Source organism: Streptomyces sp. AHA2 (assembly GCF_036857595.1).
Classification (GTDB): domain Bacteria; phylum Actinomycetota; class Actinomycetes; order Streptomycetales; family Streptomycetaceae; genus Streptomyces.
Genome location: NZ_JAUQWJ010000003.1, coordinates 355,378 through 378,660 on the forward strand (window position 1 = coordinate 355,378; position 23,283 = coordinate 378,660).

18 protein-coding genes and 3 tRNA genes are annotated in these 23,283 nt (G+C 67.9%); 4 read left to right on the plus strand and 17 right to left on the minus strand.

The features are described 5' to 3' along the window. Positions 1 to 3 precede the first annotated feature (3 nt). The 3 genes from Q5694_RS08995 to Q5694_RS09005 all read right to left on the minus strand — a co-directional run bounded on the left by Q5694_RS08995 (position 4) and on the right by Q5694_RS09005 (position 3,596). On the minus strand, positions 4 to 666 hold the full coding sequence (locus tag Q5694_RS08995) for an HK97 family phage prohead protease (RefSeq protein WP_333931985.1): 663 nt from the start codon (positions 664 to 666) through the stop codon (positions 4 to 6). Next, a complete protein-coding gene (locus tag Q5694_RS09000) occupies positions 629 to 1,873 on the minus strand; it encodes a phage portal protein (RefSeq protein WP_333931987.1) in 1,245 nt (414 codons plus the stop codon). Before Q5694_RS09000 ends, Q5694_RS08995 begins: the two co-directional genes overlap by 38 nt. 139 nt (positions 1,874 to 2,012) lie before the next feature. Beyond that, entirely contained in the window at positions 2,013 to 3,596 is a 1,584-nt protein-coding gene (locus Q5694_RS09005; RefSeq protein ID WP_333931989.1) for a terminase large subunit domain-containing protein, read from the minus strand. A 97-nt stretch (positions 3,597 to 3,693) separates the two neighbouring features. Here Q5694_RS09005 and Q5694_RS09010 point away from each other — a divergent pair, with 97 nt between their 5' ends. Then, positions 3,694 to 4,218: a hypothetical protein gene (locus Q5694_RS09010; RefSeq protein WP_333931990.1), complete on the plus strand. Its 525-nt coding sequence runs from the start codon at positions 3,694 to 3,696 to the stop codon at positions 4,216 to 4,218. A 41-nt stretch (positions 4,219 to 4,259) separates the two neighbouring features. On the opposite strand, the gene Q5694_RS09015 is transcribed toward Q5694_RS09010, so the two are convergent. From Q5694_RS09015 to Q5694_RS09040, 6 genes are all read right to left on the minus strand, one after another. Further along, positions 4,260 to 4,628 carry a phage terminase small subunit P27 family gene (locus Q5694_RS09015; RefSeq protein WP_443040844.1) on the minus strand — a complete coding sequence of 123 codons (369 nt, stop codon included), beginning with the start codon at positions 4,626 to 4,628 and terminating at the stop codon, positions 4,260 to 4,262. A 269-nt stretch (positions 4,629 to 4,897) separates the two neighbouring features. Further along, positions 4,898 to 5,263 (minus strand): HNH endonuclease, encoded by a 366-nt coding sequence (locus Q5694_RS09020; RefSeq protein ID WP_333931992.1) that lies wholly within the window; start codon positions 5,261 to 5,263, stop codon positions 4,898 to 4,900. Between the two features lie 73 nt (positions 5,264 to 5,336). Then, positions 5,337 to 5,408: transfer RNA gene (locus Q5694_RS09025), tRNA-OTHER, on the minus strand. Between the two features lie 43 nt (positions 5,409 to 5,451). After that, positions 5,452 to 5,526: transfer RNA gene (locus Q5694_RS09030), tRNA-Thr, on the minus strand. Between the two features lie 111 nt (positions 5,527 to 5,637). Further along, a tRNA-Asp gene (locus tag Q5694_RS09035) sits at positions 5,638 to 5,711 on the minus strand. Between the two features lie 419 nt (positions 5,712 to 6,130). After that, positions 6,131 to 7,942, minus strand: coding sequence for a recombinase family protein (locus Q5694_RS09040; RefSeq protein ID WP_333931993.1), 1,812 nt, complete (start codon positions 7,940 to 7,942; stop codon positions 6,131 to 6,133). Between the two features lie 37 nt (positions 7,943 to 7,979). Here Q5694_RS09040 and Q5694_RS09045 point away from each other — a divergent pair, with 37 nt between their 5' ends. Next, a complete protein-coding gene (locus tag Q5694_RS09045; protein ID WP_443040834.1) occupies positions 7,980 to 8,747 on the plus strand; it encodes a pirin family protein in 768 nt (255 codons plus the stop codon). A gap of 6 nt (positions 8,748 to 8,753) precedes the next feature. On the opposite strand, the gene Q5694_RS09050 is transcribed toward Q5694_RS09045, so the two are convergent. Together Q5694_RS09050 and Q5694_RS09055 are read right to left on the minus strand one after the other, a co-directional pair. Continuing rightward, positions 8,754 to 9,512, minus strand: a complete 759-nt coding sequence (locus Q5694_RS09050) for a hypothetical protein (protein ID WP_333931994.1) — start codon at positions 9,510 to 9,512, stop codon at positions 8,754 to 8,756. Positions 9,513 to 9,641: 129 nt separating this feature from the next. Further along, positions 9,642 to 11,780: a SpoIIE family protein phosphatase gene (locus tag Q5694_RS09055; RefSeq protein WP_333931995.1), complete on the minus strand. Its 2,139-nt coding sequence runs from the start codon at positions 11,778 to 11,780 to the stop codon at positions 9,642 to 9,644. 157 nt (positions 11,781 to 11,937) lie between these two features. Between Q5694_RS09055 and aspS the strand changes: the two genes are divergently transcribed. Further along, positions 11,938 to 13,701 carry an aspartate--tRNA ligase gene (aspS, locus tag Q5694_RS09060; RefSeq protein ID WP_333931996.1) on the plus strand — a complete coding sequence of 588 codons (1,764 nt, stop codon included), beginning with the start codon at positions 11,938 to 11,940 and terminating at the stop codon, positions 13,699 to 13,701. Between the two features lie 88 nt (positions 13,702 to 13,789). Here the strand turns inward: aspS and Q5694_RS09065 are convergent, their stop codons facing one another. The 5 genes from Q5694_RS09065 to Q5694_RS09085 form a co-directional block, all read right to left on the minus strand. After that, positions 13,790 to 14,668 (minus strand): hypothetical protein, encoded by an 879-nt coding sequence (locus Q5694_RS09065; protein ID WP_333931997.1) that lies wholly within the window; start codon positions 14,666 to 14,668, stop codon positions 13,790 to 13,792. 96 nt (positions 14,669 to 14,764) lie between these two features. Continuing rightward, complete coding sequence (locus Q5694_RS09070) at positions 14,765 to 15,130, minus strand: PH domain-containing protein (RefSeq protein ID WP_333931998.1); 366 nt, start codon at positions 15,128 to 15,130, stop codon at positions 14,765 to 14,767. Between the two features lie 118 nt (positions 15,131 to 15,248). Next, complete coding sequence (locus Q5694_RS09075; protein WP_333931999.1) at positions 15,249 to 15,626, minus strand: hypothetical protein; 378 nt, start codon at positions 15,624 to 15,626, stop codon at positions 15,249 to 15,251. Positions 15,627 to 16,129: 503 nt separating this feature from the next. Then, the gene (metG, locus tag Q5694_RS09080) at positions 16,130 to 17,845 is read right to left on the minus strand and encodes a methionine--tRNA ligase (RefSeq protein WP_333932000.1); all 1,716 of its coding nucleotides are present in this window, start codon (positions 17,843 to 17,845) and stop codon (positions 16,130 to 16,132) included. 149 nt (positions 17,846 to 17,994) lie between these two features. After that, positions 17,995 to 19,827: a VWA domain-containing protein gene (locus tag Q5694_RS09085; protein ID WP_333932001.1), complete on the minus strand. Its 1,833-nt coding sequence runs from the start codon at positions 19,825 to 19,827 to the stop codon at positions 17,995 to 17,997. A gap of 279 nt (positions 19,828 to 20,106) precedes the next feature. Here Q5694_RS09085 and Q5694_RS09090 point away from each other — a divergent pair, with 279 nt between their 5' ends. After that, positions 20,107 to 22,194, plus strand: coding sequence for a PhoX family protein (locus tag Q5694_RS09090; protein ID WP_333932002.1), 2,088 nt, complete (start codon positions 20,107 to 20,109; stop codon positions 22,192 to 22,194). 23 nt (positions 22,195 to 22,217) lie between these two features. Here Q5694_RS09090 and Q5694_RS09095 read toward each other — a convergent pair whose 3' ends face one another. Next, positions 22,218 to 23,177, minus strand: coding sequence for a LysR family transcriptional regulator (locus tag Q5694_RS09095; protein WP_333932003.1), 960 nt, complete (start codon positions 23,175 to 23,177; stop codon positions 22,218 to 22,220). Positions 23,178 to 23,283 lie beyond the last annotated feature (106 nt).

Sequence of the window (23,283 nt, forward strand, 5' to 3'; positions counted from 1 at the left end):
TCCTTACTTGTTCAGCGCGCGGATAAGGGCACGCGCGTCAGGGTGAGAAGTCGGGGGCGTTGCGCCTGCCGACTGGGAATCGCGCTCTTCGGACTTCGGGGGCGCGAACTCCCCAATGGCTAGCGCCTGCTCAATGGAGCGAAGCGAAGCCTGCGTGGTCAGGTACGCCGGATTCGTGACCGGCCCCAACTCCCGAACGTCCATGGCCGTGATCTCCCGAATGGGAAGGCCGGTTTCCGGGTCGTCGTCGTCCGCCCGCCGCTGTCCGCCGTCCAGTACGCGGAATGTGAAGGACGAGCCCTTAAGGTCCCCGCGCTTCAGAAGCTCAGCAACGTCACGACCCACCGAAGTATTCGGAAGGTCGATTTCGTACCATCCGCCTTCGCGGTCTTCACCAACCCGCAGCGTGCCGGACGACGTACGCCCAAGCAGTGCGGACGAATCGTGATTGAACGTGGCGTACACGTCGTTCTGCCGCAGCGACGGAGCACCCGCCCCGGGGACAATTCGTTCCCGGAAGCCGCCGAGATCCTGACTCAGTTCGTTGAACCGGTAGGCGTACCCGCGCATAGAAATGCGCCCGTCATCCGACGCGCGCTCTTCAAGTGCTCCGACGGCTACGCGAAGTTCACGCGTCTCCGTCATCTTCAGTTGACCCTTCTTCATCCGGCTCCGTGGCCGGGTCCGGCATTGCAGAAGCCGGGGGAGTGGGCGGGACTTCTTCCTTCGGCTCAGCGCCGACTTCGCCCAGATTCAGCGGGACGCGGTACTTCTCGCCCAGCCCGCCAGGAAGCGGCGGCATGTCCTCAGCCGCGCGCACTTCGTCAATGGAATAGATGCCGTTCTGAAGCCCCAAGCTGTAAAGCTCCATACGGTCCTTCGGGGCGCCCCGCTGAATACCGTCAAGGTTGAACTTCACGAACTTGTGCCGGTCGGCCGTCTCCGCGAAGAGAAGCCGGTTGAACCCAGACTCGATTCGCTCAAGCCACGGCCGAAGGCTGAACATGCTGAAGGCAATGTTCTGCTCAGCAAGGCCCGAACCCCAAGACGTCGAATTCGTTGCGTCGGCAATCAGGTGCGGAGGGACGCCAAAAATTCTCGCGATTTCCGGAACCTGAAATTGCCGCGTACCAAGGAACTGCGCTTCGTCCGGGGAGATAGCGACCTTCGAGAACTTCGCGCCCTCAGTAAGAAGCGCGACCCGATGCGCGTTGTCCACGCCAGAGTTAGCGAGTCGCCACGCTTCACGAGCGCGGGCAAGCCCTTCTTCCGACATGGCGCCGGGCACTTCCACCACAGCGCCGGGCATGCCGCCGTTCCGGTAGAACGTCGCCCCGTACTTCTGCGCAGCGAGGGAAAGACCGATGGCCTCACGCGCATACGTGATCGGGGAACACCCAACGAAGTCACCGGGAAGCATCATGCCCGGGACGTGCAGGACGTCTCTCGGCGTGAACCAACCCAACAGCACTTCGTTGCCGTCGTCGTCCACGTCGAACGCTTCGAAGACCTTCCGGCGCAGGCCGTCCACCATGACCATGTGAACGTTGATCTTCGTCGGGTCAAGCACGTCCAGGCCGACAATGTTCGGCCCTACCCAGCGAATCGCAAGGAAGGCATTACCTTGAAGAAGCAGGGACAGCACAAGCTGAGACAGAATGTCGATGCGCCCCATGCCGCCCGGCTCAGCGTTCGGGTACTCCAGCCAATCCGGCGAATCAATCTCCCGGCGCGATCCGCCCCGCTTGCTGTACGTCGTCAGCGGAAGCGTGGCGATAGTCTCGGAAAGGAGCCGGACCGACGCGAACACGGCCGACACCTGAAGCGCATCCCGGGGCGTGACCCGCTCACCAGACGCCGCAGTAGCGCCCATCGTATAGACGGCCGGGTCGTATGGTTCCCACGCACGCGCGGCTTCCAGTGCAGGGGACGAGCCCCGCCCGAGGAGTGCAGACCAAAAACCCACCGTGCCCCCTTCGGGTCGTGCAGCCTACTCACGTGAGTAGGCTGGGCTAGAAGTCGTTCAGAAGGTCTTCCGTGCCGGGCATACCGGCATTGAATACGCGGCCGTCGGCGTCTTCCCACGTGGCGACAATCGCCGTATCCACGTGCGCGCCGTTGTCTTCGCGCCACATCACAGCGCCCCAGACGGCAAGGATCATCGCGACGGCAAGGTCAATCTTCCGACGCGACGATGCGTGTTCCTTCGTGATGCGCGCACCGTTCTTGTCTTCCTTCAGCACCGCGTTACCGACGTGCCGGGCGAGTGCCGGATTGCCGTCATGCGACATGCGCCCATCGCGCGCAGCGTCATAGACGGCCTGCGTTGCGGGCACCATGCGCTTCAGGGAGTTGGTCGGAAAAGCCTCAACGGGGAAGCCGTCAGCCTCCAAGTTGTCCAGCGTCTCTTCCCACCGGTAAGGGTCGGCAACAAGGTTCCGCACCCGGTACACGTCCAGCGCGGTATGGAGCGCTTCGCGAACGTCGGCCATGGGCACGCGCCAATGGATATCGTCCGCCGGGGCTTCCCAGTGGCCGACCACGAAGACGCGAAGGTCTCGGATGCGGCAAGCCACGAGCGCCGTACTGTCGCCCTTCCACGAGCCATCGAAGCCAAGAACGACTTCGTCACCCGGCTCCAGCGGATCGCCCTCAGTGGCGAGTGAATCCCACAAGCCATGCGGCAACCACGTGGACGCGCCACGCACGAACTGACTTAGCCGGTAAATGCGGAAGCTAGCTTCCGTGCTCCGTTGCGCCGCTGCCTTGAAGTCGTCCGGATTCAGAATGTCGTACGACGGGTTGCATGCCCGCCACACTTCCGGGTCAAGGTGGTCAACCGTCTCGCCCATCTTCGGTCCCCAGGACCGATAGAACAGCGTTGGGTCATCCGCTTCGCCGGAGTTGACGCGCTCACCCTGCTCGCAGAGTTGCGCGAACGGGCCGTCAGGATCGGGACCGGCCGTCGAAATGATCAGGAAGAACGGTTGGTTACGTGCGGCGGAACCCAGCGTCAGCGCGTCGAACAGGTCCGGGTTCTTGCTGAACGCGTACTCGTCGAGCGACACGGCGCACGGGTTCAAACCTTGCTGCCGCCCGGCGTCGGCCGACACAACCCGGTAGGTGTTGTCCTTGTACCGGATTACGTCACGCTGGACGTTGCAAACGGCGGACAGCTTGGGGGAAGCGTTCACCATTTGCTTCGCAGCGTCGAACACCATGCGGGCTTGATTCCGGTCGTTGGCCGCAGCGATGATCTGCCGCTGTGCGTCGCCCCGGTCGGCAATCAGGTGATACAGCATGATGGCTGCCGCAATGGTGCTCTTGCCGTTCTTACGCGCCACGCACACGACCACCGTGCGATGCTTCCGGCGCCAACGGCCGAACGTGTCTTGCGTCAGCTCATACGCGTCAATGAGAAGTTCCCGCTGCCACGGGAGAAGCCGGAAAGGCTGACCGGCGAATGACCCCGTCAGAAAGCAGAACTCTTCGATCCACTTCGCAACACGGTAGCCCTCAGAAGGGAACGGAGCGTCAGCGGGAATATGCCGGGCAATAACCGGGTCGATGCCTTCGGCGGGCAGTCGCTTCGCCACGGCACCCCCCGGAAAAATCTTCGCTGAGACTACTCACGTGAGTAGGCACCTGTGTTAGGATCGTGCCAACGGCACGACGACGACAGGGGCGGAAACGATGGACATGCAGACGGCGAAGGTCAAGGGAAAGTTCTTCACGGTGGTTCGGGACGGCGCCCCGGTTGTTCACATCACCGGTAAGTACCTGACCCGGCGCATGGCCGAAGCCGCCGCGAAGTGCTGGGTAGCCTTCCACGTCTCGCGTGAGCCGAAGCGCATTGCCTTCGAGCGCGAGAACTGTGACCGGTGCGGCGGAGCCGGGACCCGGACGGAAGGCGGCTGGAAGTTCAACGACCAGGGCCGTTGCTTCAAGTGCAAGGGCTCCGGGCGGGCACTGACGAACGAGGGTTACCGCGCCGCTCAGGCGTACCAAAAGATGCGGGCGGAGCGGCTCAACACCACGTGGGGTGAGCTTGCCGACGGCGACGGCTTCAAGTACGACGGCGAGTACTTCATCAAGGGGCAGCACCCGACCCTGTTCCTGCGGCACGAGTCGAAGGTTCAGCGGCACGACGGAGCGGCAACCCGCCAGATGTGGAAGGAGATTGCCGCCCGGTACAAGGGCGCCACGCTCGAATACTGAGAAGAGGTAAGGGCGAGCCCCGGGGAAACCCGGGGCATTCCCTAGAAGTCCTCTGGACCGGCGGCCACCTTCCGAGCCTCAGCGGCCACGAGACCCAGCCTCAAGCGCGCTTCCGGCGTGAAGCCAATGGCCGTTTCGATGCTCCGAAGTTCCTTCTCCGTCGACTCGACGAAGCGAAGCATCGGATGCGCGACCGGCTGACCGTTGTACCCCTCCGACATGTAGCCGTCGGCTTCGATCAGCGCGAGGAGATCCGCACGCCGGTCGTGAAGTTCGCAGTACCGGAGAATTACGTTCCGGTCCGTGTCGGGGGAGTACGCACCCATGCCCGCCGACCACACGTTTCGCCATACGTCCTTGCCCGTGTCCTTCAAGTGACTGGGCACCCTGGGCGCTCGACCCTCGTACACGACGGGGGCAGGCTCAGCGACGGCGGCAGTGTTGGCGTTCCCGGTACGCATGTCCGGGGCCTTCGCTCGACTCACTTAGCACCCCCTTAACGGGTCGTTAACTGACCCATTCTCAGCGTGCCGAAGTGGCGCTAGGCCAGTATTAGCAAGGGTTCAGGTCGCTGGGGGGCCGGGGTCCGGCGTCACACCTAGCGTGCGTTTTCCGAGCTGGGGCCGGGATCGCTGAGACGTACGGCTGGGAACTTCGGAGCCGCATCCCCCTACCCCGATCAGAACGGGGGAGAGGTACGGGCGAAGTCCTCACGCGTCTTGGCCTTATGGCAAGCCTTGCAGAGCACCTGAACATTGCTGGCCACGTCTTCGCCACCCTTGGCAAGGGGGATGATGTGGTCAATGTCCACGCCACTCGCGAGGAACTGACCAGGACAACGCGCACAGCTCACGTACTCGCCACGCTTAACCGCAGCACGGACAGCGCGCCTCAGCTTCGCCGCAGCGTTGTTGCCACGAGCGATAGCAGCACGCCGCTTCGCATGGCTCTTGATGCTGCGCCGTGCCGTGTAGTCGGCGTGGTGCTGAGCGCATCGGCCCGCGTGGGTAGCCCACTCCCTACAGTCCAGGCAGCGGGTACGCATAGGGCATACCCCCTTGCCGATTGGATGTGGACATGCGCGGCCCAGCCTGCTCACGTGAGTAGGCTGAGCATTGCTGGCTAGGCAGGATTCGAACCTGCGACCTTCCGGGTACAGCCGGACGCTCTGCCCTCTGAGCTACTAGTCATGGAAGGTGCGCCGTCACGGGCAACCCCGCCGTACGCACCACGAGCCCCCCGACGGATTCGAACCGCCGACCCCCTGATTACGAAACAGGTGCTCTAACCAGACTGAGCTAGGGAGGCATTCGGAGCTACTCGCTTCCCGCTTACCCGATGACTAGTCGGGCAGTGAGGGCCGGTTTCACTCCGGGTGCATATCGTCGCGCCAGTCACGGCCCTATTGTCTGCACCCTGCGCCCCCTACCGGATTTGAACCGGTGTCCTTCGCCATGACAAGGCGACGTCCTAGGCCGCTAGACCAAGGAGGCAACGCCGGTGCTCAACTCCGGGAGAGGCGGAGGAGCTACCGGCAACAGAGGGGCGCACTCAGTCCGCCGTATGCGTTCCGCTACTAGATGCGCGGTGCGCGTTTCCCTCTACCTATATGAAGGGAGTCGGTGACCTGGTGGGCGGGTTCAGCGCAGGCGGGCCGGGCGTGACGTTGTGATGATGGGACGGCGATCCTGGATTGCCTATAGAGAAGTCTTATGTGATTCCAGAAAACGAGTCACAGCGTCTCATCATCACAACTGGCAGGTCAGACGGCCTGCGCCTGCGCGCTGTGGTGACGAAGGAACATGTAGTTAGGCTAACTAAACATCCGTAGCCGAAAAGGGAGGCCGGACCCTGGGGGAGTCCGGCCCTTCCCGCTGCCCTTCTAAGGGCCCTGTGCGCTCCGCTGAGCGCCTTACTCGTCGCCGTCGTCGTCCTGGTCGTCGTCGTCCGTCTGAGGCCGCGCAAACTCGATTGTGGCTCGCTCTTCAATGGGGGTCGACTTGCCCTTGCCTGCCCATGCCTTGCTGACCGTGATCTTGTCGACGAAGAGCGCCACGAACGCCCGCTTGTCGTCCACGTCCGCCTTCCCCCACCAGGACTCCGGGCCGGTTGGGTCGGCGCTCGGATCTTCGGGGAACCACTCCTCAATGGGAAGCCGTGGCGCGTCCGCTGCCGCCAGTTCGGCCAACCGCTCTTCCGCGCCCTGAAGCCTGAGCTGAAGTTGGGCTTGCTGCTTCCTGAAGTGCTTCCGGCCAACGGGTCCGTCGTACGCACCCTCTGCACGGTCTTCGTACAGCTCTTCAAGCGCCTGAAGGGCGTCTGCCCGCTCCGCGACTAGGGACGCGCGTTCTCCGGCCTTCTCGGGCGATTCTGTGAGCTTCCCGAACCGGCGCGCTGCCTCCCACAGCATGGCCATGATCTCTTCGTCGCCTTCGGCGTGCCGAATCCGGTTGAAAATGCGCTCAGCAACGAACTTGTCCAGTGCCGCCTGAGACACGTTGCACTCGCCCGGGTGCCATCCTGGGGCGCCCTTGGGTAGCGCCTTCCGCCGACGGCAGCGGTAAGAGTCCTTGACTGGGTTTTCGCCCTTCTTCGACGTCATGACGGCGCCGCACTCGCAAAAGAGCTTGTCCATGGCGCTCAGGATGGCCTGACCCCGGGAAAGCCCCTTGCCGCGCCCTCTGCCTTCTAGCCATGCCTGAAGTTCGTGCCATTCGGCGGGCGGGATGATCGGGCCACAGTCGAGTGCGACCGGCCGGAGCGTGATCGGGTCGCGCTGAATTCGGTAACCCTCGATTTTGCTTGTGCGGGTGCCGTCGGCTTTGCGCTTATACACGACTTCGGCGGCGTACCCGGCAATGCGCGGGTCCATAAGAATGCGCTTCACGGTTGCCGGGTCCCATGCGCTACCGGCAGTGCGTTTGCCGATTGTCTCGCCCCGGGTCGGCACGCTCATTGCCTCCATGCGCTTGCACAGTCCCGTGATGCTGCCCGGGTGCATGTCGGCATTACTGCCCGGCTTAAATGGAAGGTGCTTGTGCGTCTTAATCTCTTTCCACCACCAGCGAATCACTTCCGGCTCAGTGTCGAAGGGGCCGGAGAGTTCCGCGTCGGCGTGCGCAAGCTTCTGAACGACGACAATGGACGTCTTGCCATTGCGCGTGATCTCAACGGGCGTCGGAACAAGCTTGAAGCCGTAAGGCGCCTTCCCGCCGACGTATCCGCCCAATTCCCGGGCGAGGTTCTTCGTGTCGAGAATCTTGGCCGACTTCGTCGACGATTCCTTGTGCGCCTGATCCAGCCGCATAATCAGGTGGATCAGATCCATCACGTTGCCCTTACGGAAGGTGCCTTCCATAACGGAAATGATGGTAACGCCCAGGTTCAGCAATTCCGTAACGATAGGGATTGCGTCCATGACGTCGAGTCGGGAGAAGCGTGAAACGTCATACACGATCAGCGCGTTGATTCGCCCGCAACGGCATTCGTTCAGAAGCCGCTCAAACTCCGGGCGCTCAGCGGTGCCGAAGGCTGACGTGCCGGGTGCTTCGCTGAAGTGCCCGACGAACCTGAACTTGCCGCCTTCGCGCTCGACTTCGTGCCGAAGGTCGGCCGCCTTCTCTTCGTTGGCGCTACGCTGAGTGGCTGGGCTTGCAGCGCTTCGGTTCTCGCGCTCCGCCGACTGCCGGTCATACGCCGCTGCGTACGTGTCCACGCCGGTCACGACTCCTAGTGTCATGGGGGCGACCATACGCCCCTAAGTGAGAGAACTCAAGGGCACCCCCTGGCACCCGCACCGCGGCTTCGAGACCGTCACCTACATCATCGACGGCATCTTCGACCACCAGGACTCCAACGGAGGCGGCGGCACGATCACCAACGGGGACACCCAGTGGATGACCGCCGGCTCGGGGCTGCTGCACATCGAGGCACCACCGGAGCACCTGGTGACGTCCGGCGGGCTCTTCCACGGCCTGCAGCTGTGGGTGAACCTCCCGGCCAAGGACAAGATGATGGCCCCGCGCTACCAGGACATCCGCGGCGGCTCGGTCCAGCTGCTGACCACCCCCGACGGCGGCGCGCTGCTGCGCGTCATCGCCGGTGAGCTGGACGGCCACCAGGGCCCCGGCATCACGCACACGCCGATCACGATGATCCACGCGACGGTGGCGGCGGGCGCGGAGCTGACCCTGCCGTGGCGCGAGGACTTCAACGGCCTCGCGTACGTCCTGGCCGGGCGCGGCAGCGTCGGCACGGACCGCCGTCCGGTCCACACCGGCCAGACCGCCGTCTTCGGTGCGGGCTCCTCGCTGACCGTGCGCGCGGACGAGCAGCAGGACTCCCACACCCCGGACCTCGAGGTCGTCCTGCTCGGCGGGCAGCCCATCCGTGAGCCGATGGCCCATTACGGCCCGTTCGTGATGAACACCAAGGACGAGCTCATGCAGGCCTTCGAGGACTTCCAGAAGGGCCGGCTGGGCACGGTCCCGGCGGTGCACGGAATGACCGCGAGCGGCCCGCAGGACTGACGGACGTCACTGCGCCTCGGACTTCTCCCAGAGGGTGACGTCCATGGTGACCGACGACAGGCCGTTGTCGTCCTTCTGCCAGCCCAGGACGGTGATGGCCGCCACCCGGTTCTCGTCCGTGAGCACGCACGCGGTGAGGCCCTTGGCGATGTTCTTCCGGTCGATGGTGAAGCCGAAGTCGGTGGCCGCCGCGCAGCTCTCGGCGGTCGCCGGGCCGTCGACGGTGGCGAGGTCGCCGGCGGCGCCGGCGAGCGTCCAGCCGTTGCCGCCGGTCGGCATGGTGAAGGTGATGTCGGAGACGGCGTCGGTGAAGTCCAGGTCCACGGTGGACGAGGACCGCAGCACCACCTTGCGGTGCTCCCGCACCACCGCCGCGCCCGCTCCGCCGTCGGCCGCCGGGGTGGCGCGGCCGGGCCCGCTCTCGGCGGGCGGCGCCGACGTGGCGCCCGGGGCCGCGGCCTGCGGGCTCGTGCCCGTGCCGTTCGAATCCGCCCCGCCGGCGTCCTTCGCCGCGTCGGCGCCGGACGACACGCTCGTGCCCGGCCCGGTCCCGGTGCCACCGGACCCGTCCTGACCGGCGAGCAGCTGGTACCCGACCACGCCGCCGGCGGCCACCACGGCCAGGGCCACCACGGCGGTGGCCGGGCCCTTGTACGACAGACGTCCGAGCTCGACGTGGGTGGAGGGGTCGCGCCGCCCGCCCTCGTACGACATCGAGAAGGAGGACCTCTTGCCCCGGTCCTCCCGGGATGCGGACTTGCCCATGCGACTTCCTTGCCTGCGGTCGGAATCGGCCAGGGCACGCATCGTGCAGGGGGTGTGAAGGGCGTCGTCGTCACTCACCCGGCGGTCACACGAAAGGGTGCACTGGCGCCGGGTTGACGCCGGGGGCCGTCAGGGCGTCCAGGAGCCGCCGTCCGAGCCGTTCACCGACTCGTAGAGCTCGAACCAGATGCTCTTTCCCTCGCCCCGCGGCTCCACCCCCCAGCCGTGCGCGAGCAGTTCGATCAGGACCAGGCCGCGGCCGGAGGACGCCAGTTCGCCCGGCCTGCGCTTGTGCGGCAGATCGTCGCCGGCGTCCGTGACCTCGACGCGCAACCGCCGCTCCCCGACGGCGCCGGTCAGCTCGACGACCAGCAGTGCGTCGGAGTCGGTGTGCACCAGGACGTTCGTCAGCAGCTCCGACAGCAGCAGTACCGCCGAGTCCACCTGGTCCGGCGAGGACCAGTCGTGCAGCAGCTCCCGCAGCTGCTGCCGGGCGACCGCGACCCGTTCCGGCTCCGCCTGCGCCACCGTCAGCACCGATCGGCGGACCGGCGGCGTCGCGGTTCGGGTGTCCCCGCAGCCGCAGCCCCCGCCCTCCCGGCTCAGCAGCAGCATGGCGATGTCGTCTTCGCGGCGGTCGGCCAGCGGGCCGGTGGTGTGGTGCGACGACGGCCCGTGCACGGCCTGCACCAGCGTGTCGGCGAGCTCCTCCAGATCCCCCCGGTGCTCCTCCAGGATCGCCCGCAGCCGCCGCCAGCCGGTGTCCAGGTCGTGACCGCCCGTCTCGATCAGGCCGTCCGTGCAGATCAGCATCGTCTCGCCGGGCTCCAGCACCAGCCGGGTCGTCGGGTAGTCGGCGTCCGGATCGATGCCCAGCGGCAGGCCGCCCGAGGTCGGCCGGGTCAGCACCGTGCCGTCGGCCATCCGGATTGCCGGGTCCGGATGCCCCGCCCGGGCGATGTCCAGCACCCCCGACGACGGATCGACCTCGACGTACACACAGGTCGCGAACCGCGGGTCGTAGGGGTCCTCGTCGCTGACGCCGTGCAGGAAGCGGGAGGCCCGGGACAGCACGGCGTCGGGGCGGTGCCCCTCCGAGGCGTAGGCGCGCAGGGCGATGCGCAGCTGTCCCATCAGACCCGCCGCCCGCACGTCATGGCCCTGGACGTCCCCGATGACCAGGGCGAAGCGTCCGCTGGGCAGCGGGATCACGTCGTACCAGTCACCGCCGACCTGGAGACCGCCGCCGGTGGGCACGTACCGGGCGGCGACGCTCATGCCCGGGATGCGCTGGGGGCCGAGCCTCGGCAGCATCGTGCGCTGCAGCCCGTCGGTCAGGGCGCGCTCGCTCTCCGCCAGCCCCGCCCGGGTCAGCGCCTGCGCCAGCATCCGCGCCACGGTCGCCAGCACGGACCGCTCGTCCGGTGTGAAGGCCACCGGGTAGGCGAACGCCGCCATCCACGCGCCCATCGTGCGGCCGGCCACGGTCAGCGGCAGGAACGCCCAGGAGCGTCGCCCGAACCGCTCGGCGAGCGGCCACGTCAGCGGATAGCGGGCCTTGTACTCCTGGGCCGACGACAGGTACACGGCCCGTCCCGTGCGCACCACCTCGGCGGCCGGGTAGTCCGTGTCCAGCGGCATGTCCGAGAAGGGGTTCTCGGTGCCCCGCTGCTGCCCGTGGTGGCCGATGACCGTCAGCCGGTCCCCCTCCACTCCGAACACCGCCAGTCCGTCCGGTGAGAAGCCCGGCATCGACAGATTGGCCGTGACCCGCAGGACCTCCTGGGTCGAGCGTGCCTCGGCCAGCGCCCGGCCGGCGTCCAGCAGGAACGCCTCCCGCGAGCGCCGCCAGTCGCCGGTGACCGCGCTGCGCCCGGCCGGGGTGCCCGGCGTCGGCTCGGTGACCTCCTGAAGGGTGCCGATCAGCAGATACGCCTTGCGGGCCCGGTCGAAGGTGGGCTTGGAACGGCTGCGGACGACCCGGATCACCCGCCCCTGCTCGTCCATGATCCGGATGCGGACCTCGGCCAGGGTGGCCTCGGCCACGGCCAGCTGGACCACACCGGTGATCTCGTTCCAGTCGACCGGGTGCAGCCGCGCCCGGGCCTGGGCCTCGGTGAGCGTGACCTGCTCGGCGGGCAGCCCGAGCAGCCGTGCCGCCTCGGCGTCGACCGTGACCAGCCCGGTGGCGGTGTCCCAGTGCCACAGGCCGGTCGCGAGGGCGGCCAGTGCCTCCCCCACGGCGGGCAGGGGCTCGCCAGTGCGCATTGCCCCACTTTAAGAAGAGGCGCTCGAACACTGCCACCGAAGGCGGACCCGTGCGCGGGGAACAACTGGGGAGAGCCGATCTTCACCTGCCCGGTACGCTGGGTCCCAGTTTCACGTGAAACACAGACCCCGATCAGCGAAGACTGGATGAACGACGATGCATCGGTACAGGTCCCACACCTGCGGCGAGCTCCGCTCCTCTGACGTCGGCACCGACGTCCGGCTGAGTGGCTGGCTGCACAATCGGCGCGACCTGGGCGGCATCCTCTTCATCGATCTGCGCGATCACTACGGCATCACGCAGCTCGTGGCCCGTCCCGGCACCCCCGCCTACGAGGCCCTCGACAAGCTCTCCAAGGAGTCGACCGTCCGTGTGGACGGCAAGGTCGTCTCCCGCGGTGCGGAGAACATCAACCCCGACCTGCCGACCGGCGAGGTCGAGGTCGAGGTCGGCGAGGTCGAGCTGCTCGGCGCGGCGGCCCCGCTGCCGTTCACGATCAACACCGAGGACGGCGTCAACGAGGAGCGGCGCCTGGAGTACCGCTTCCTCGACCTGCGCCGCGAGCGCATGCACCGCAACATCATGCTGCGCACCGCGGTCATCTCGGCCATCCGGCACAAGATGACGGCCCTCGGCTTCAACGAGATGGCGACGCCGATCCTGTCCGCGACCTCCCCCGAGGGCGCCCGCGACTTCGTCGTCCCCTCCCGCCTGCACCCGGGCAAGTTCTACGCCCTTCCCCAGGCGCCCCAGCAGTTCAAGCAGCTGCTGATGATCTCCGGGTTCGACCGCTACTTCCAGATCGCGCCCTGCTTCCGCGACGAGGACGCCCGTGCCGACCGCTCGCCGGGCGAGTTCTACCAGCTCGACATCGAGATGAGCTTCGTCGAGCAGGAGGACGTCTTCCAGCCCGTCGAGAAGCTGATGACCGAGCTGTTCGAGGAGTTCGGCGGCGGCCGTCACGTCACCTCGCCGTTCCCGCGGATCCCCTTCCGCGAGGCGATGCTGAAGTACGGCTCCGACAAGCCCGACCTGCGTGCCCAGCTCGAACTCGTCGACATCACCGACATCTTCGAGGGCTCGGAGTTCAAGGCCTTCGCCGGCAAGCACGTCCGTGCCCTGCCGGTGCCGGACGTCTCCGCGCAGCCCCGCAAGTTCTTCGACCAGCTCGGTGACTTCGCCGTCTCGCAGGGCGCCAAGGGCCTGGCCTGGGTCCGGGTGGGCGAGGACGGCTCGCTGTCCGGCCCGATCGCGAAGTTCCTGACGGAGGACAACGTCGCGGAACTCACCAAGCGGCTCTCGCTGGCCGCCGGTCACGCCGTGTTCTTCGGCGCGGGCGAGTTCGACGAGGTCTCCAAGATCATGGGCGCGGTCCGGGTCGAGGCCGCCAAGCGCGCCGGGCACTTCGAGGAGGGTGTCTTCCGGTTCTGCTGGATCGTCGACTTCCCGATGTACGAGAAGGACGAGGAGACCGGCGCGATCGACTTCTCGCACAACCCGTTCTCCATGCCGCAGGGCGGTCTGGAGGCCCTGGAGACCCAGGATCCGCTGGACATCCTGGGCTGGCAGTACGACATCGTCTGCAACGGCGTCGAGCTGTCCTCCGGCGCGATCCGGAACCACGAGCCGGAGATCATGCTCAAGGCGTTCGAGATCGCCGGCTACGACCGGGAGACCGTCGAGGAGAAGTTCGCCGGCATGCTGCGCGCCTTCCGCTTCGGCGCCCCGCCGCACGGCGGCATCGCCCCGGGCGTCGACCGCATCGTGATGCTCCTCGCCGACGAGCCCAACATCCGCGAGACCATCGCCTTCCCGCTCAACGGCAACGCTCAGGACCTGATGATGGGCGCGCCGACGGAGCTGGAGGAGGCCCGGCTGAAGGAACTGCACCTGACGGTGCGCAAGCCGCAGCCGAAGTAGTACGCGGAGCGGCTTCACAACGCCGAGCAGCACAGCGGCCCGGAACCGGAAACGGTCCCGGGCCGCTGCGGCGTCCAGACCCTCGCGCTCAGCCCTCGGCGAAGAGGAGGGCTGCCGAGGTGGCGGTCAGCGCGCGGTCGAACCATCGGGTGAGGGTGTCGAGGTCGGTGCAGGTGGTGATGCGTTCCCGGTCGTCGGGGGAGAGCGGAACTCCGCGCTTCTCGAGCACGCGGAGGAGGGACACAACCGTGCCCTCGGCTTTGCCTTCGAGGTAGGTCTGCTCGAAGAGGGTTCCCCTGCCCGGGAAGTAAGTGGCGACCATCTTCTCCAGCTCTCTCCACGTCTCCTGGACCGGAGTGTTCTCCAGTCCTACTTCAAGCCATTCGCACCAGTACTTCGCTGTGGCCTTGTCGAACGACCGCATTCCGCGGGCCAGCATGTCCAGTATGGCGGGGGCGTTCTCGCTTTCGCTGTGCACGATGGCCGAGAAGGTGGCCATCGCCGGTGCTCTGGCGACGAGGGACTCGTCGGTGATCTCAGGTACGTTGTCCGGGCCGAGGACGAAGGGCCGTGTGGCCTGGGACGTCCACGTACCGACGCGGCACTCGAAGGGCCCGGCCGCCCAGGCCGCCGTCGGCCGGTTCCTGCACACCGCGACCAGCAGCACCGGCAGGCCGAACTTCGCATGCAGGTAGGCCACGTAGTACGACCAGCTGAGGCCCTTGCCGCGGACCTTGCCGGTCTGGGCCTCGATGGCGATGAGGAACCCGTCGCCGTCCGACGGCTCCACTCTCAGCACCGTGTCCACCCGGCGTTCCAGAGGCTTGATCTCCGTGGCGTCGGGTGTCAGCGCCTCGATCGTCGCCTTGGCGGGCGGCGGGAGTCCCAGCGCCTCGAAGACGGGGAAGAGAACCTCCGGATGGTCCTGGAAGATCCGGTGCGAGGTCTCATGGGTTGAGGTGACCATGTGGGCAAAGTAGGCCCGCCTCTCGCGGTGAGGCGGGCCGTCCGGCATGCGTTCACCCTTTCGGAAACAGCAAAAACGTTCCCGTGATGTGAAGGGCTACCTCGCCACGAACTGGGTAAGAATCGCCTGGACTTCGTAGATGTCGACGCCCTTGGTGAAAGTCTTCTCGATGGGGGTCGGGGTGCCGGAGATCCAGATCTTCAGTTCGGCGTCGAGGTCGAAGGTGCCCGCCGTCTCCACCGAGAAGTGGGTGATGCTGCGGTAGGGCACGGAGTGGTACTCCACCTTCTTGCCGGTGATGCCCTGCTTGTCGACGAGGATCAGGCGGCGGTCGGTGAACAGGATCGTGTCGCGGATCAGCAGGAACGCCGCGTGCACCTGCTCGCCGTGCCCGAGGAGACGGGCGTAGTCCTGCTGGGCCGAGGACGGGTTCACGGTGTGCGCGTTGCCGAACAGTGCCATCGGTGTCTCCCTCACGTGTGGTGCCATGATTGTCTCGGTCGAACGCACCCCTGCGCACCCGATTGAGCGGATCCTCTGCCACCGGCCCCGGGCCGCAGTGGTAGTGGTCCGCAGCAGCTCAGGAGCCGGCGGGCCGGGCGTGGTCGGGCTCTGCGGTGATCAGTTCCTCCGATGTGTCCATCGTGACGGCGCGGTCGAAGCAGCGAGTGAGAATGTCCGGGTCCGGACACACGTGCAGGGGCCGGAAGACCTCCTTGGAGACCGCGATGTCCCGCAGGTTCAGGAGCCGCAGCACCGCTCCGGCCCACGCCGCCGTGTATCCGGCGGTGTACCCCCGGACCCATTCCTCGTCCTCGTGCTCGTCATCGGGCCGCTTGTCCATCCTGGCCCGGATGCGGGCCATGTCCCCGAGGGAGAGGGAGCCTTGTTGCCTCAGCATCTCCAGCTCGGAACGGAAATCGCCGACCACCTTCTCCGGCGGAATGCCCAAGCTCATGCATGTCAGGGTGAACCGCAGCAAGTCATGAAGTGCTGGTGTGGCGTCCAGATCGTCGATCATGATCGCTCCGTGGTCAGGCTGCGGTCCGGTCCGCGGTGGACCCCGCATCTTGGCGAAGAAGTCGTCGACGCTCGCCACGTGGGGCGTCCGGTCCAGCCAGCGGTTGGTGTCCCAACGCCGAGTCGAGAAGCGGAAAGAAGTGGCAGGGGTCCGGCCTCGTCCACGTCGGAGCCGATCGCGCAGACGGCCGCCTTCTCGGGAAACGCGATGCCCGCACCGAGAGAGATAAGGAAAGGATGTCTGGCCGCTCCTGGAAGATCCGGTGATTGTCTTCATGGGCTGAGGAGACCATGCGGGCCATGTAACCGAGCAGACAGCCGCATTTCCGGCGGATGGAAGACGTTCACCCGTTCGGGGGTGAGCAAAACGTTCGCGCTCTGCCCCCGGTGAGAACCGGGGGCAGAGCGCGTTGGCGGAGGCGTCGCGGGTTACGCCCGTGATTACGCCGGCTCGCCGCCGAAGCGCTCCTTGTAGGACTCCAGGTCGTCCTCCGTGAGCTTGGCGAACAGGACGGGCGGGATGGTGAACGGGGTGCCCGCGGGGACGGAGTCCAGCGACTTCGCCTCCTCGGAGGTGACCCAGCGCGCCGTGTCGTTCTCCAGGGAGAACGCCTCGCGCATCCGCTTCGCCGACGTCGGGATGAACGGCTCGGAGACCACCGCGTAGAGGTGGATGAGGTTCATCGCCGTACGGAGGGTGAGCGCCGCGCCCTCCGGGTTGGTCTTGATCTCCAGCCAGGGGGCCTTCTCCTCCAGGTAGGAGTTGCCCGCCGACCACAGGGCGCGCAGTGCTGCCGCCGCCTTGCGGAACTGGATGGCCTCCATCTGCGACTCGTACTCCGCGAGCAGCCGGGCGATCTCCTCGCCCAGCTTCGCCTCCGCCTCGCCCGGTGCGGCACCGGCCGGGACGTCGTCGCCGAAGCGCTTGCGGGAGAAGGACAGGACGCGGTTGACGAAGTTCCCCAGGGTGTCGGCGAGGTCCTTGTTCACCGTGGCCGTGAAGTGCTCCCAGGTGAAGGACGAGTCGTCCGACTCGGGGGCGTTCGCCATCATGAAGTAGCGCCAGTAGTCGGCCGGCAGGATGTCCAGGGCGTCGTGGGTGAACACGCCCCGGCGCTGCGAGGTCGAGAACTTCCCGCCGTAGTAGTTCAGCCAGTTGAAGGCCTTGATGACGTCGACCTTCTTCCACGGCGCCCGGGTGCCCAGGAGGGTCGCCGGGAACATCACGCTGTGGAAGGGTACGTTGTCCTTGCCCATGAACTGGGTGTAGCGGACGTCCGCGTCGGACTCCCACCACCAGGAGCGCCAGTCGCGGTTCTCCGGGTCCTGGTCCGCCCACTCCTTCGTCGCACCGATGTACTCGATCGGGGCGTCGAACCAGACGTAGAACACCTTGCCCTCGGCGGCGAGGTCCGGCCAGGTGTCGGCGGGGACCGGGACGCCCCAGTCCAGGTCGCGGGTGATCGCCCGGTCGTGCAGGCCCTCGGTCAGCCACTTGCGGGCGATGGAGGAGGCCAGCACCGGCCACTCGTCGGCGCGCTCGTCGACCCACGCCTCGACCTCGCCGGCCAGCGCCGACTGCAGCAGGAACAGGTGCTTGGTTTCGCGGACCTCCAGGTCGCTGCTGCCGCTGATCGCCGAGCGGGCGTCGATCAGGTCCGTCGGGTCCAGGACGCGGGTGCAGTTCTCGCACTGGTCGCCGCGGGCCTTGTCGTAACCGCAGTGCGGGCAGGTGCCGATGATGTAGCGGTCCGGCAGGAAGCGGCTGTCGGCGTTCGAGTAGACCTGGCGGATCGAGCGCTCCTCGATGAAGCCGTTGGCCTTGAGCTCGCGCGCGATCTCCTGCGTGATCTCGTGGTTCTGCGGCGAGGAGCTGCGGCCGAAGTAGTCGAAGGCCAGGTCGAAGCCGTCGTAGATCGCCTTCTGCTGGTCGTGGGCCTGGGCGCAGAACTCGTCCACGGGGATGCCCTGCTCCTTGGCGGCCAGCTCAGCGGGGGTGCCGTGCTCGTCCGTCGCGCAGATGTAGAGGACCTCGTGGCCCCGCTGGCGCAGATAGCGCGAGTACACGTCCGCCGGGAGCATGGACCCCACCATGTTGCCCAGGTGCTTGATCCCGTTGATGTACGGAAGGGCGCTGGTGATGAGGTGTCGAGCCATCGCGGGCTGCTCCCAAGTCGCTACGCGGGGTGACGATCTCGTGGTCTCGGTCGTCTACGGAACCTTGAAATCGTAGCCGACACGGATACGCCGCCCGCCTCCCCTTTCACGGGGTGGGAAGCGGGCGGCGCAGGCCGGTGCCGGGAGGGTCAGGGGCGCCAGTTCGCCAGGACGCCCTCGTAGAGTTCCTTGTCCGTGAGCTCGCGGGGGGTCTCACCGGCGAGGAAGTGGGACGTGTTGGGGCTCTTCAGCTTGCGGAGGTAGTCGAAGGCCTTGTTCTCCGGGTCGCCGAAGGCGACGAACGAGAAGTGGACGGCGGGGTGCGTCTTCGCGGCGTCCGTGAGGGCCTGGGTGGCCGGGGTCTTCGCGTCGGGAGCGCCGTCCGTCTGGAAGATCACCAGGGCGGGGGAGGCGGACCCGGCCTTGTCGTGGTGGGCGAGGACGGCCTCGACGGCGACGTGGTAGCTGGTGCGGCCCATGCGGCCGAGGTCCGCGTGCAGGTCGTCGATCTTGTTCTCGTGCTCGGTGAGGGTGATCTCGCCAGTGCCGTCGAGTTCGGTGGAGAAGAAGACGACGGGGACGGTGGCCTCGGGGTCGAGGTGGGCCGCGAGGGCGAGGGTCTGCTCGGCGAGGGCCTGGGCGGAGCCGTCCTTGTAGTACGGGCGCATCGACGCGGAGCGGTCCAGGACGAGGTAGACCTTGGCGCGGGTGCCGGTGAGGTCGTTGTCGTCCAGGGCGGTCGCGGCGGCCTTGTACGCGGTGGCGAGGCCGGGGGCGTCCGACTTCAGCCGGGTGAGGGGCAGGGCGGGGCCGGTTCCCGTGCGGGTGTCCGTGCCGGTGCCGGTGCCGGTGCCGGTGCCGGCCTTGGCCTCGGCTTCGCCTTCGGCCTTGTCGCCGGTGGCGGCCGTGGGGCTTGTCGACGCGTCGGACTTGGTCTTGGCCGCCGGCTTGGTCGTGGCCTTGGCCGCCGGCTTGGATGCAGCCTTGGTTGCGGTCTTGGGCGTGGTCTTGGCCTGGGTGGTCTTCTTCGCCTTGGCCTCGGCTTCGCCTTCGGCCTTGTCGTTCCCACCCGCACCACCCGTGCGGGTCTCGTCGGCGGGTGCGGGTGGCCCCTGTGGGGCCTTGTCGCCGTCGGCGGCCGCGGACTCGGTCGTCGCGTCGGCCTCGGGCGCTGTCTTCGCCTCAGCCTCGTCCTCGCGCTCAGCTTCAGCTTCCGGCTTGTCACCGGCCTCGGCCTCCACCGCAACCTCGGCCTTGCCCTCGCCCTTGCCCTCGCCCTCGGCCTCGGCCTCGGCCTTCGGCTCGTCCGTCGCCTTCGGGGCCGCCTCGGGTTCTTCCCGGGCCTCGGCTGCCGACTCGGGCTCCGCCTTCGTGCCGGCCTCGGCCTCGGCCTCCACCGCAACCTCGGCTCCGCCCTCGGCTTCGCCCTCGGCTTCGCCCTCGGCCTCGGCCTCGGCCTTCGGCTCGTCCGTCGGCTTCGGGGCCGCCTCGGGTTCCTTCCGGGCTTCGGCTGCCGCTCCCGGCTTCCGCTCGGCGTCGGCCTCGGCCTCGGCCTTGGCCTCGGCCTCGGTCCCGGCCTTGGTCTCGTCCGGAGCCGCCGGCTTCTCAACCGGCGTCTTCGCTTCGGGCGCCTCCGTCGGCCTCTCGGCAACCGCAGGCTCGTCGGGCTCCGTCCGCTCCGACTCCGTCGAGCGTGTGGGCCGGGGGACCGTCACGTTGTCGAAGGCCGCCGAGACGAGGTCGTGTTCGTCCCGGGACGTGGGGGACACCGTGCCCGGGGACACGCGGGGTTCCGGGACGCTCGCCGTCCGTGTGGGGGCCGGCTCCGGGGACGGGGAAGGGAGTTCGGGGTCCGTGGTGGGGGACGAGTCGGTCGTGGTCTCCGGCTCGGCCGCTGTCGTGCGCGCCGCACCCTCCGCCTCGGCGGTCCGTGACTTGCGGGACCGTCCGAACGCGTTCCGCAACCGAGTGAGAATGCCCATGTGCGCGCAACCCTTCGCGTGAGTTGAAGCCCGTCAATCCCTGGCCAGGACGGACACGTAAGGTTAGCGGCCCTCCTGGGTGATCTTGGGCAGGGTCTGGTGTGGGCGGCCCGGTCTGTCAAGGGCGCATCCGGTCCGGGTGGGTGTCGGCGGCTTGAACAGGGGCAACACCCGTACATCTGCCACGGGTTCACTCGTTGTTCATCAGGGCGCCCGGCTACCGCACATATGTGCCCCTACGGTCGCGCTGACACCACGGGCATCCAAGGAGAGAGCAAAGTGCGCAAGCTGCTGCCGTTGATCGGAACGCCGTCCGGTTCGCACCCCGGTGGCCGGTCCGCCATGACCTGCCGATTCCGGTGTGGTGACGCCTGTTTCCACGAGGTGCCCAACACCAGCTCCAACGCCTACGTCGGTGACGTGATCGCCGGGGCGCTCAGCCGGCGCTCGATGATGCGGGCCGCGGCGGTCGTGACCGTGGCCGCCGCGGGCGCGGGCGCGGTGGGTGTCGCCCAGGCGCCCGGGGCGAGCGCCGCACCGGCCGCGTCGGAGGGCGCCGCCTCCGAGGCCGCCCGGCACAAACACAAGGGCGCCCGCGGCCTGCGGTTCACCCCCGTCGCGCCCAACACCGCCGACGCCGTGACCGTGCCGGAGGGCTACCGGCAGAACGTCGTCATCCGGTGGGGCGAGCCGATCCTGCGCGGTGCCCCCGCCTTCGACCCGGAGCGGCAGAGCGCCAAGGCGCAGGCCGGGCAGTTCGGGTACAACTGCGACTTCCTCGCCCTGCTCCCGCTGCCCGGGGAGCGCGGCCGGCAGCTGCTGGTGGCCAACCACGAGTACACCGACGAGATCCTGATGTTCCGCGGGTACGACCCCGCGAACCCCACCCGCGAGCAGGCCGAGATCGCCTGGGCCGCGCACGGACTGTCGGCCGTCGTGGTGGAGGAGGACCGCAGGAGCGGCAAGCTCACCGCCGTCTCCCGCCACCAGCTCAACCGGCGGGTCACCGCCACCACCGAGTTCCGGCTCACCGGCCCCGTCGCCGGGTCCGATCTGGTGAAGACCTCCGCCGACCCCAGCGGCACCAAGGTGCTCGGCACGCTCAACAACTGCTCCGGCGGCGTCACCCCCTGGGGCACGACCCTGCACGGCGAGGAGAACTTCAACCAGTACTTCGCCAACGCCACGCGCGCCACCGACAAGCGGTACGGGATCGGGGCCGGGGCGACCGAGCGCAAGTGGGAGCGGTTCGACAAGCGCTTCGACGTCGCCCGGGAGCCGAACGAGGTGCACCGGTTCGGCTACGTCGTCGAGTTCGACCCGTACGACCCCCACTCCACGCCCCGCAAGCACACCGCGCTCGGGCGGTTCAAGCACGAGGCCGCGACCGTGCGGCTGACGCACGACGGCCGGCCGGTCGTGTACTCCGGCGACGACGAGCGGTTCGACTACTTCTACAAGTTCGTCGGCAGCAAGCGGATGAGGCACGGCCACAGCCGTGCCGCGCGCGAGCACAACCTGTCCCTCCTCGACGAGGGAACGCTGTACGTGGCCCGGCTGACCGGCGATTCCCCGGCCATCGAGATCGACGGCACGGGCAAGCTGCCGAACGACGGCGAGTTCGACGGCAGCGGCGAGTGGATCCCGCTGGCGACGGCCACCGCCAAGGGCGCCGTCTCGCACGTCGAGGGCATGAGCGCCGAGGAGGTGTTCGTCTTCACGCGGCTGGCCGGTGACAAGGTCGGCGCGACGAAGATGGACCGGCCCGAGGACATCGAGCCCAACCCGGTCACGGGCAAGGTGTACGTCGCGCTGACGAACAACTCCAACCGCGGGATCGGCTCCAACGCCAAGGCGGACGAGGCCAACCCGCGCCACGCCAACAAGCACGGGCACGTGCTGGAGCTGACCGAGCGCTGGAACCGGCCGGAGAGCACGCGGTTCGCCTGGTCGCTGTTCCTGGTCGCCGGTGACCCGGAGGACCCGGCGACGTACTTCGCGGGCTTCCCGAAGGACGGCGTGAGCCCGATCTCCTGCCCGGACAACGTGGCCTTCGACCCGCACGGCAACCTGTGGATCTCCACCGACGGCGCCCAGCTCGGCTCGCACGACGGCCTGTTCGGCGTGGCGACCCGGGGGGAGCGGCGCGGTGAGCTGAAGCAGTTCCTGACCGTGCCGAAGGGGGCGGAGACCTGCGGGCCGATCATCCAGGACCGGCGCGTGCTGGTGGCCGTGCAGCACCCGGGCGAGATCGACGGCGCGTCCGTGGAGAAGCCCGCCAGCAGCTGGCCCGACGGACCGGGGAAGTACGTCCGTCCGGCCGTCGTGGCGGTCTGGCGCGCCGACGGACGCGACATCGGCGTCTGAGGGCCGCACCGGACGGCGGCACGTCAGGGAAGGGCCGGGCTCGGGGGTCTGCAGGGGCCGTCGGGCGCCGGCCGTCCCGGCCGGCGCCAGTCCCGGTAGGCCGGGGCCTGCCGCGCCACCTCCCCGTACGCCTCCTCCAGTGCGGGGTAGACCCCGTCGAGGTCCGTCTCCGTACGGGCCGCGGCGAGCAACCGTACGCCGAGCGGGTCGCCCTTGAGCCGGCGCACCGCCATGTCGGGGCGGGGGGTCCGGGTCGGCTGGCAGACGGTGACGACCTCGCCGGTCGCGACCAGCACGTCGGCCGTGTGGTAGTCGCCGTGCAGCAGGCGGGGGCTGACCCCGGCGTCGCGGAACATCCGCAGGACGGCGTCCCACTCGCCGTCGACGGTGGGGTCGATCATCCAGCGGTCGCCGGCCAGGTCGGCCACGTCGACCTCCTGCTTCACGGCCGCCGGGTGGTCCACGGGCAGGGACACGCACTGCGGTTCGCGCTCCACCAGGACACGCAGCCGCAACTCCGGGGGGATGCGCAGCGGGCAGCCCTCGACCTCGTGCACGAAGGCGACGTCGAGCTGGCCCGCGGCGACCATGCGCAGCAGGGCGTTGGGGGACACGTTCATGTGGAGACTGGGGTTCTGGCCGCGGGCGCGCAGCCGGCGCAGCCAGCCCGCCAGGGCCTTGCTCGCCGTGGAGCCGATGCGCAGTTCGGCGCCGCCGGTGGCCGCGGCCCTCGCCTCGGTGACCAGCAGGTGCAGGTCGGTCATCAGCGGGCGGGCCCGGCTCAGGACCAGGCGCCCCAGCGGGGTGGGGCGGCAGCCGGTGTGCGAGCGCAGGAACAGCGGGCCGCCCAGCTCCTGCTCGATCCGGCGCAGTTGTGTGCTCAACGACGGCTGGGAAACGCCCAGCTGCCGGGCGGCGCGGTGCAGACTGCCGGTGTCGGCGATGGCGCACAGCGCGCGGAGGTGCCTCACCTCGAGCTCCATGCACAGTGAGGCTAAGGCGGAATCGCAGCGTTAACCAGCCACATAATTCACCGCTAAATCAGGTGAATTGGGCAGCCGATAGCCCCGTCCTATCCCCGGTTGCCAT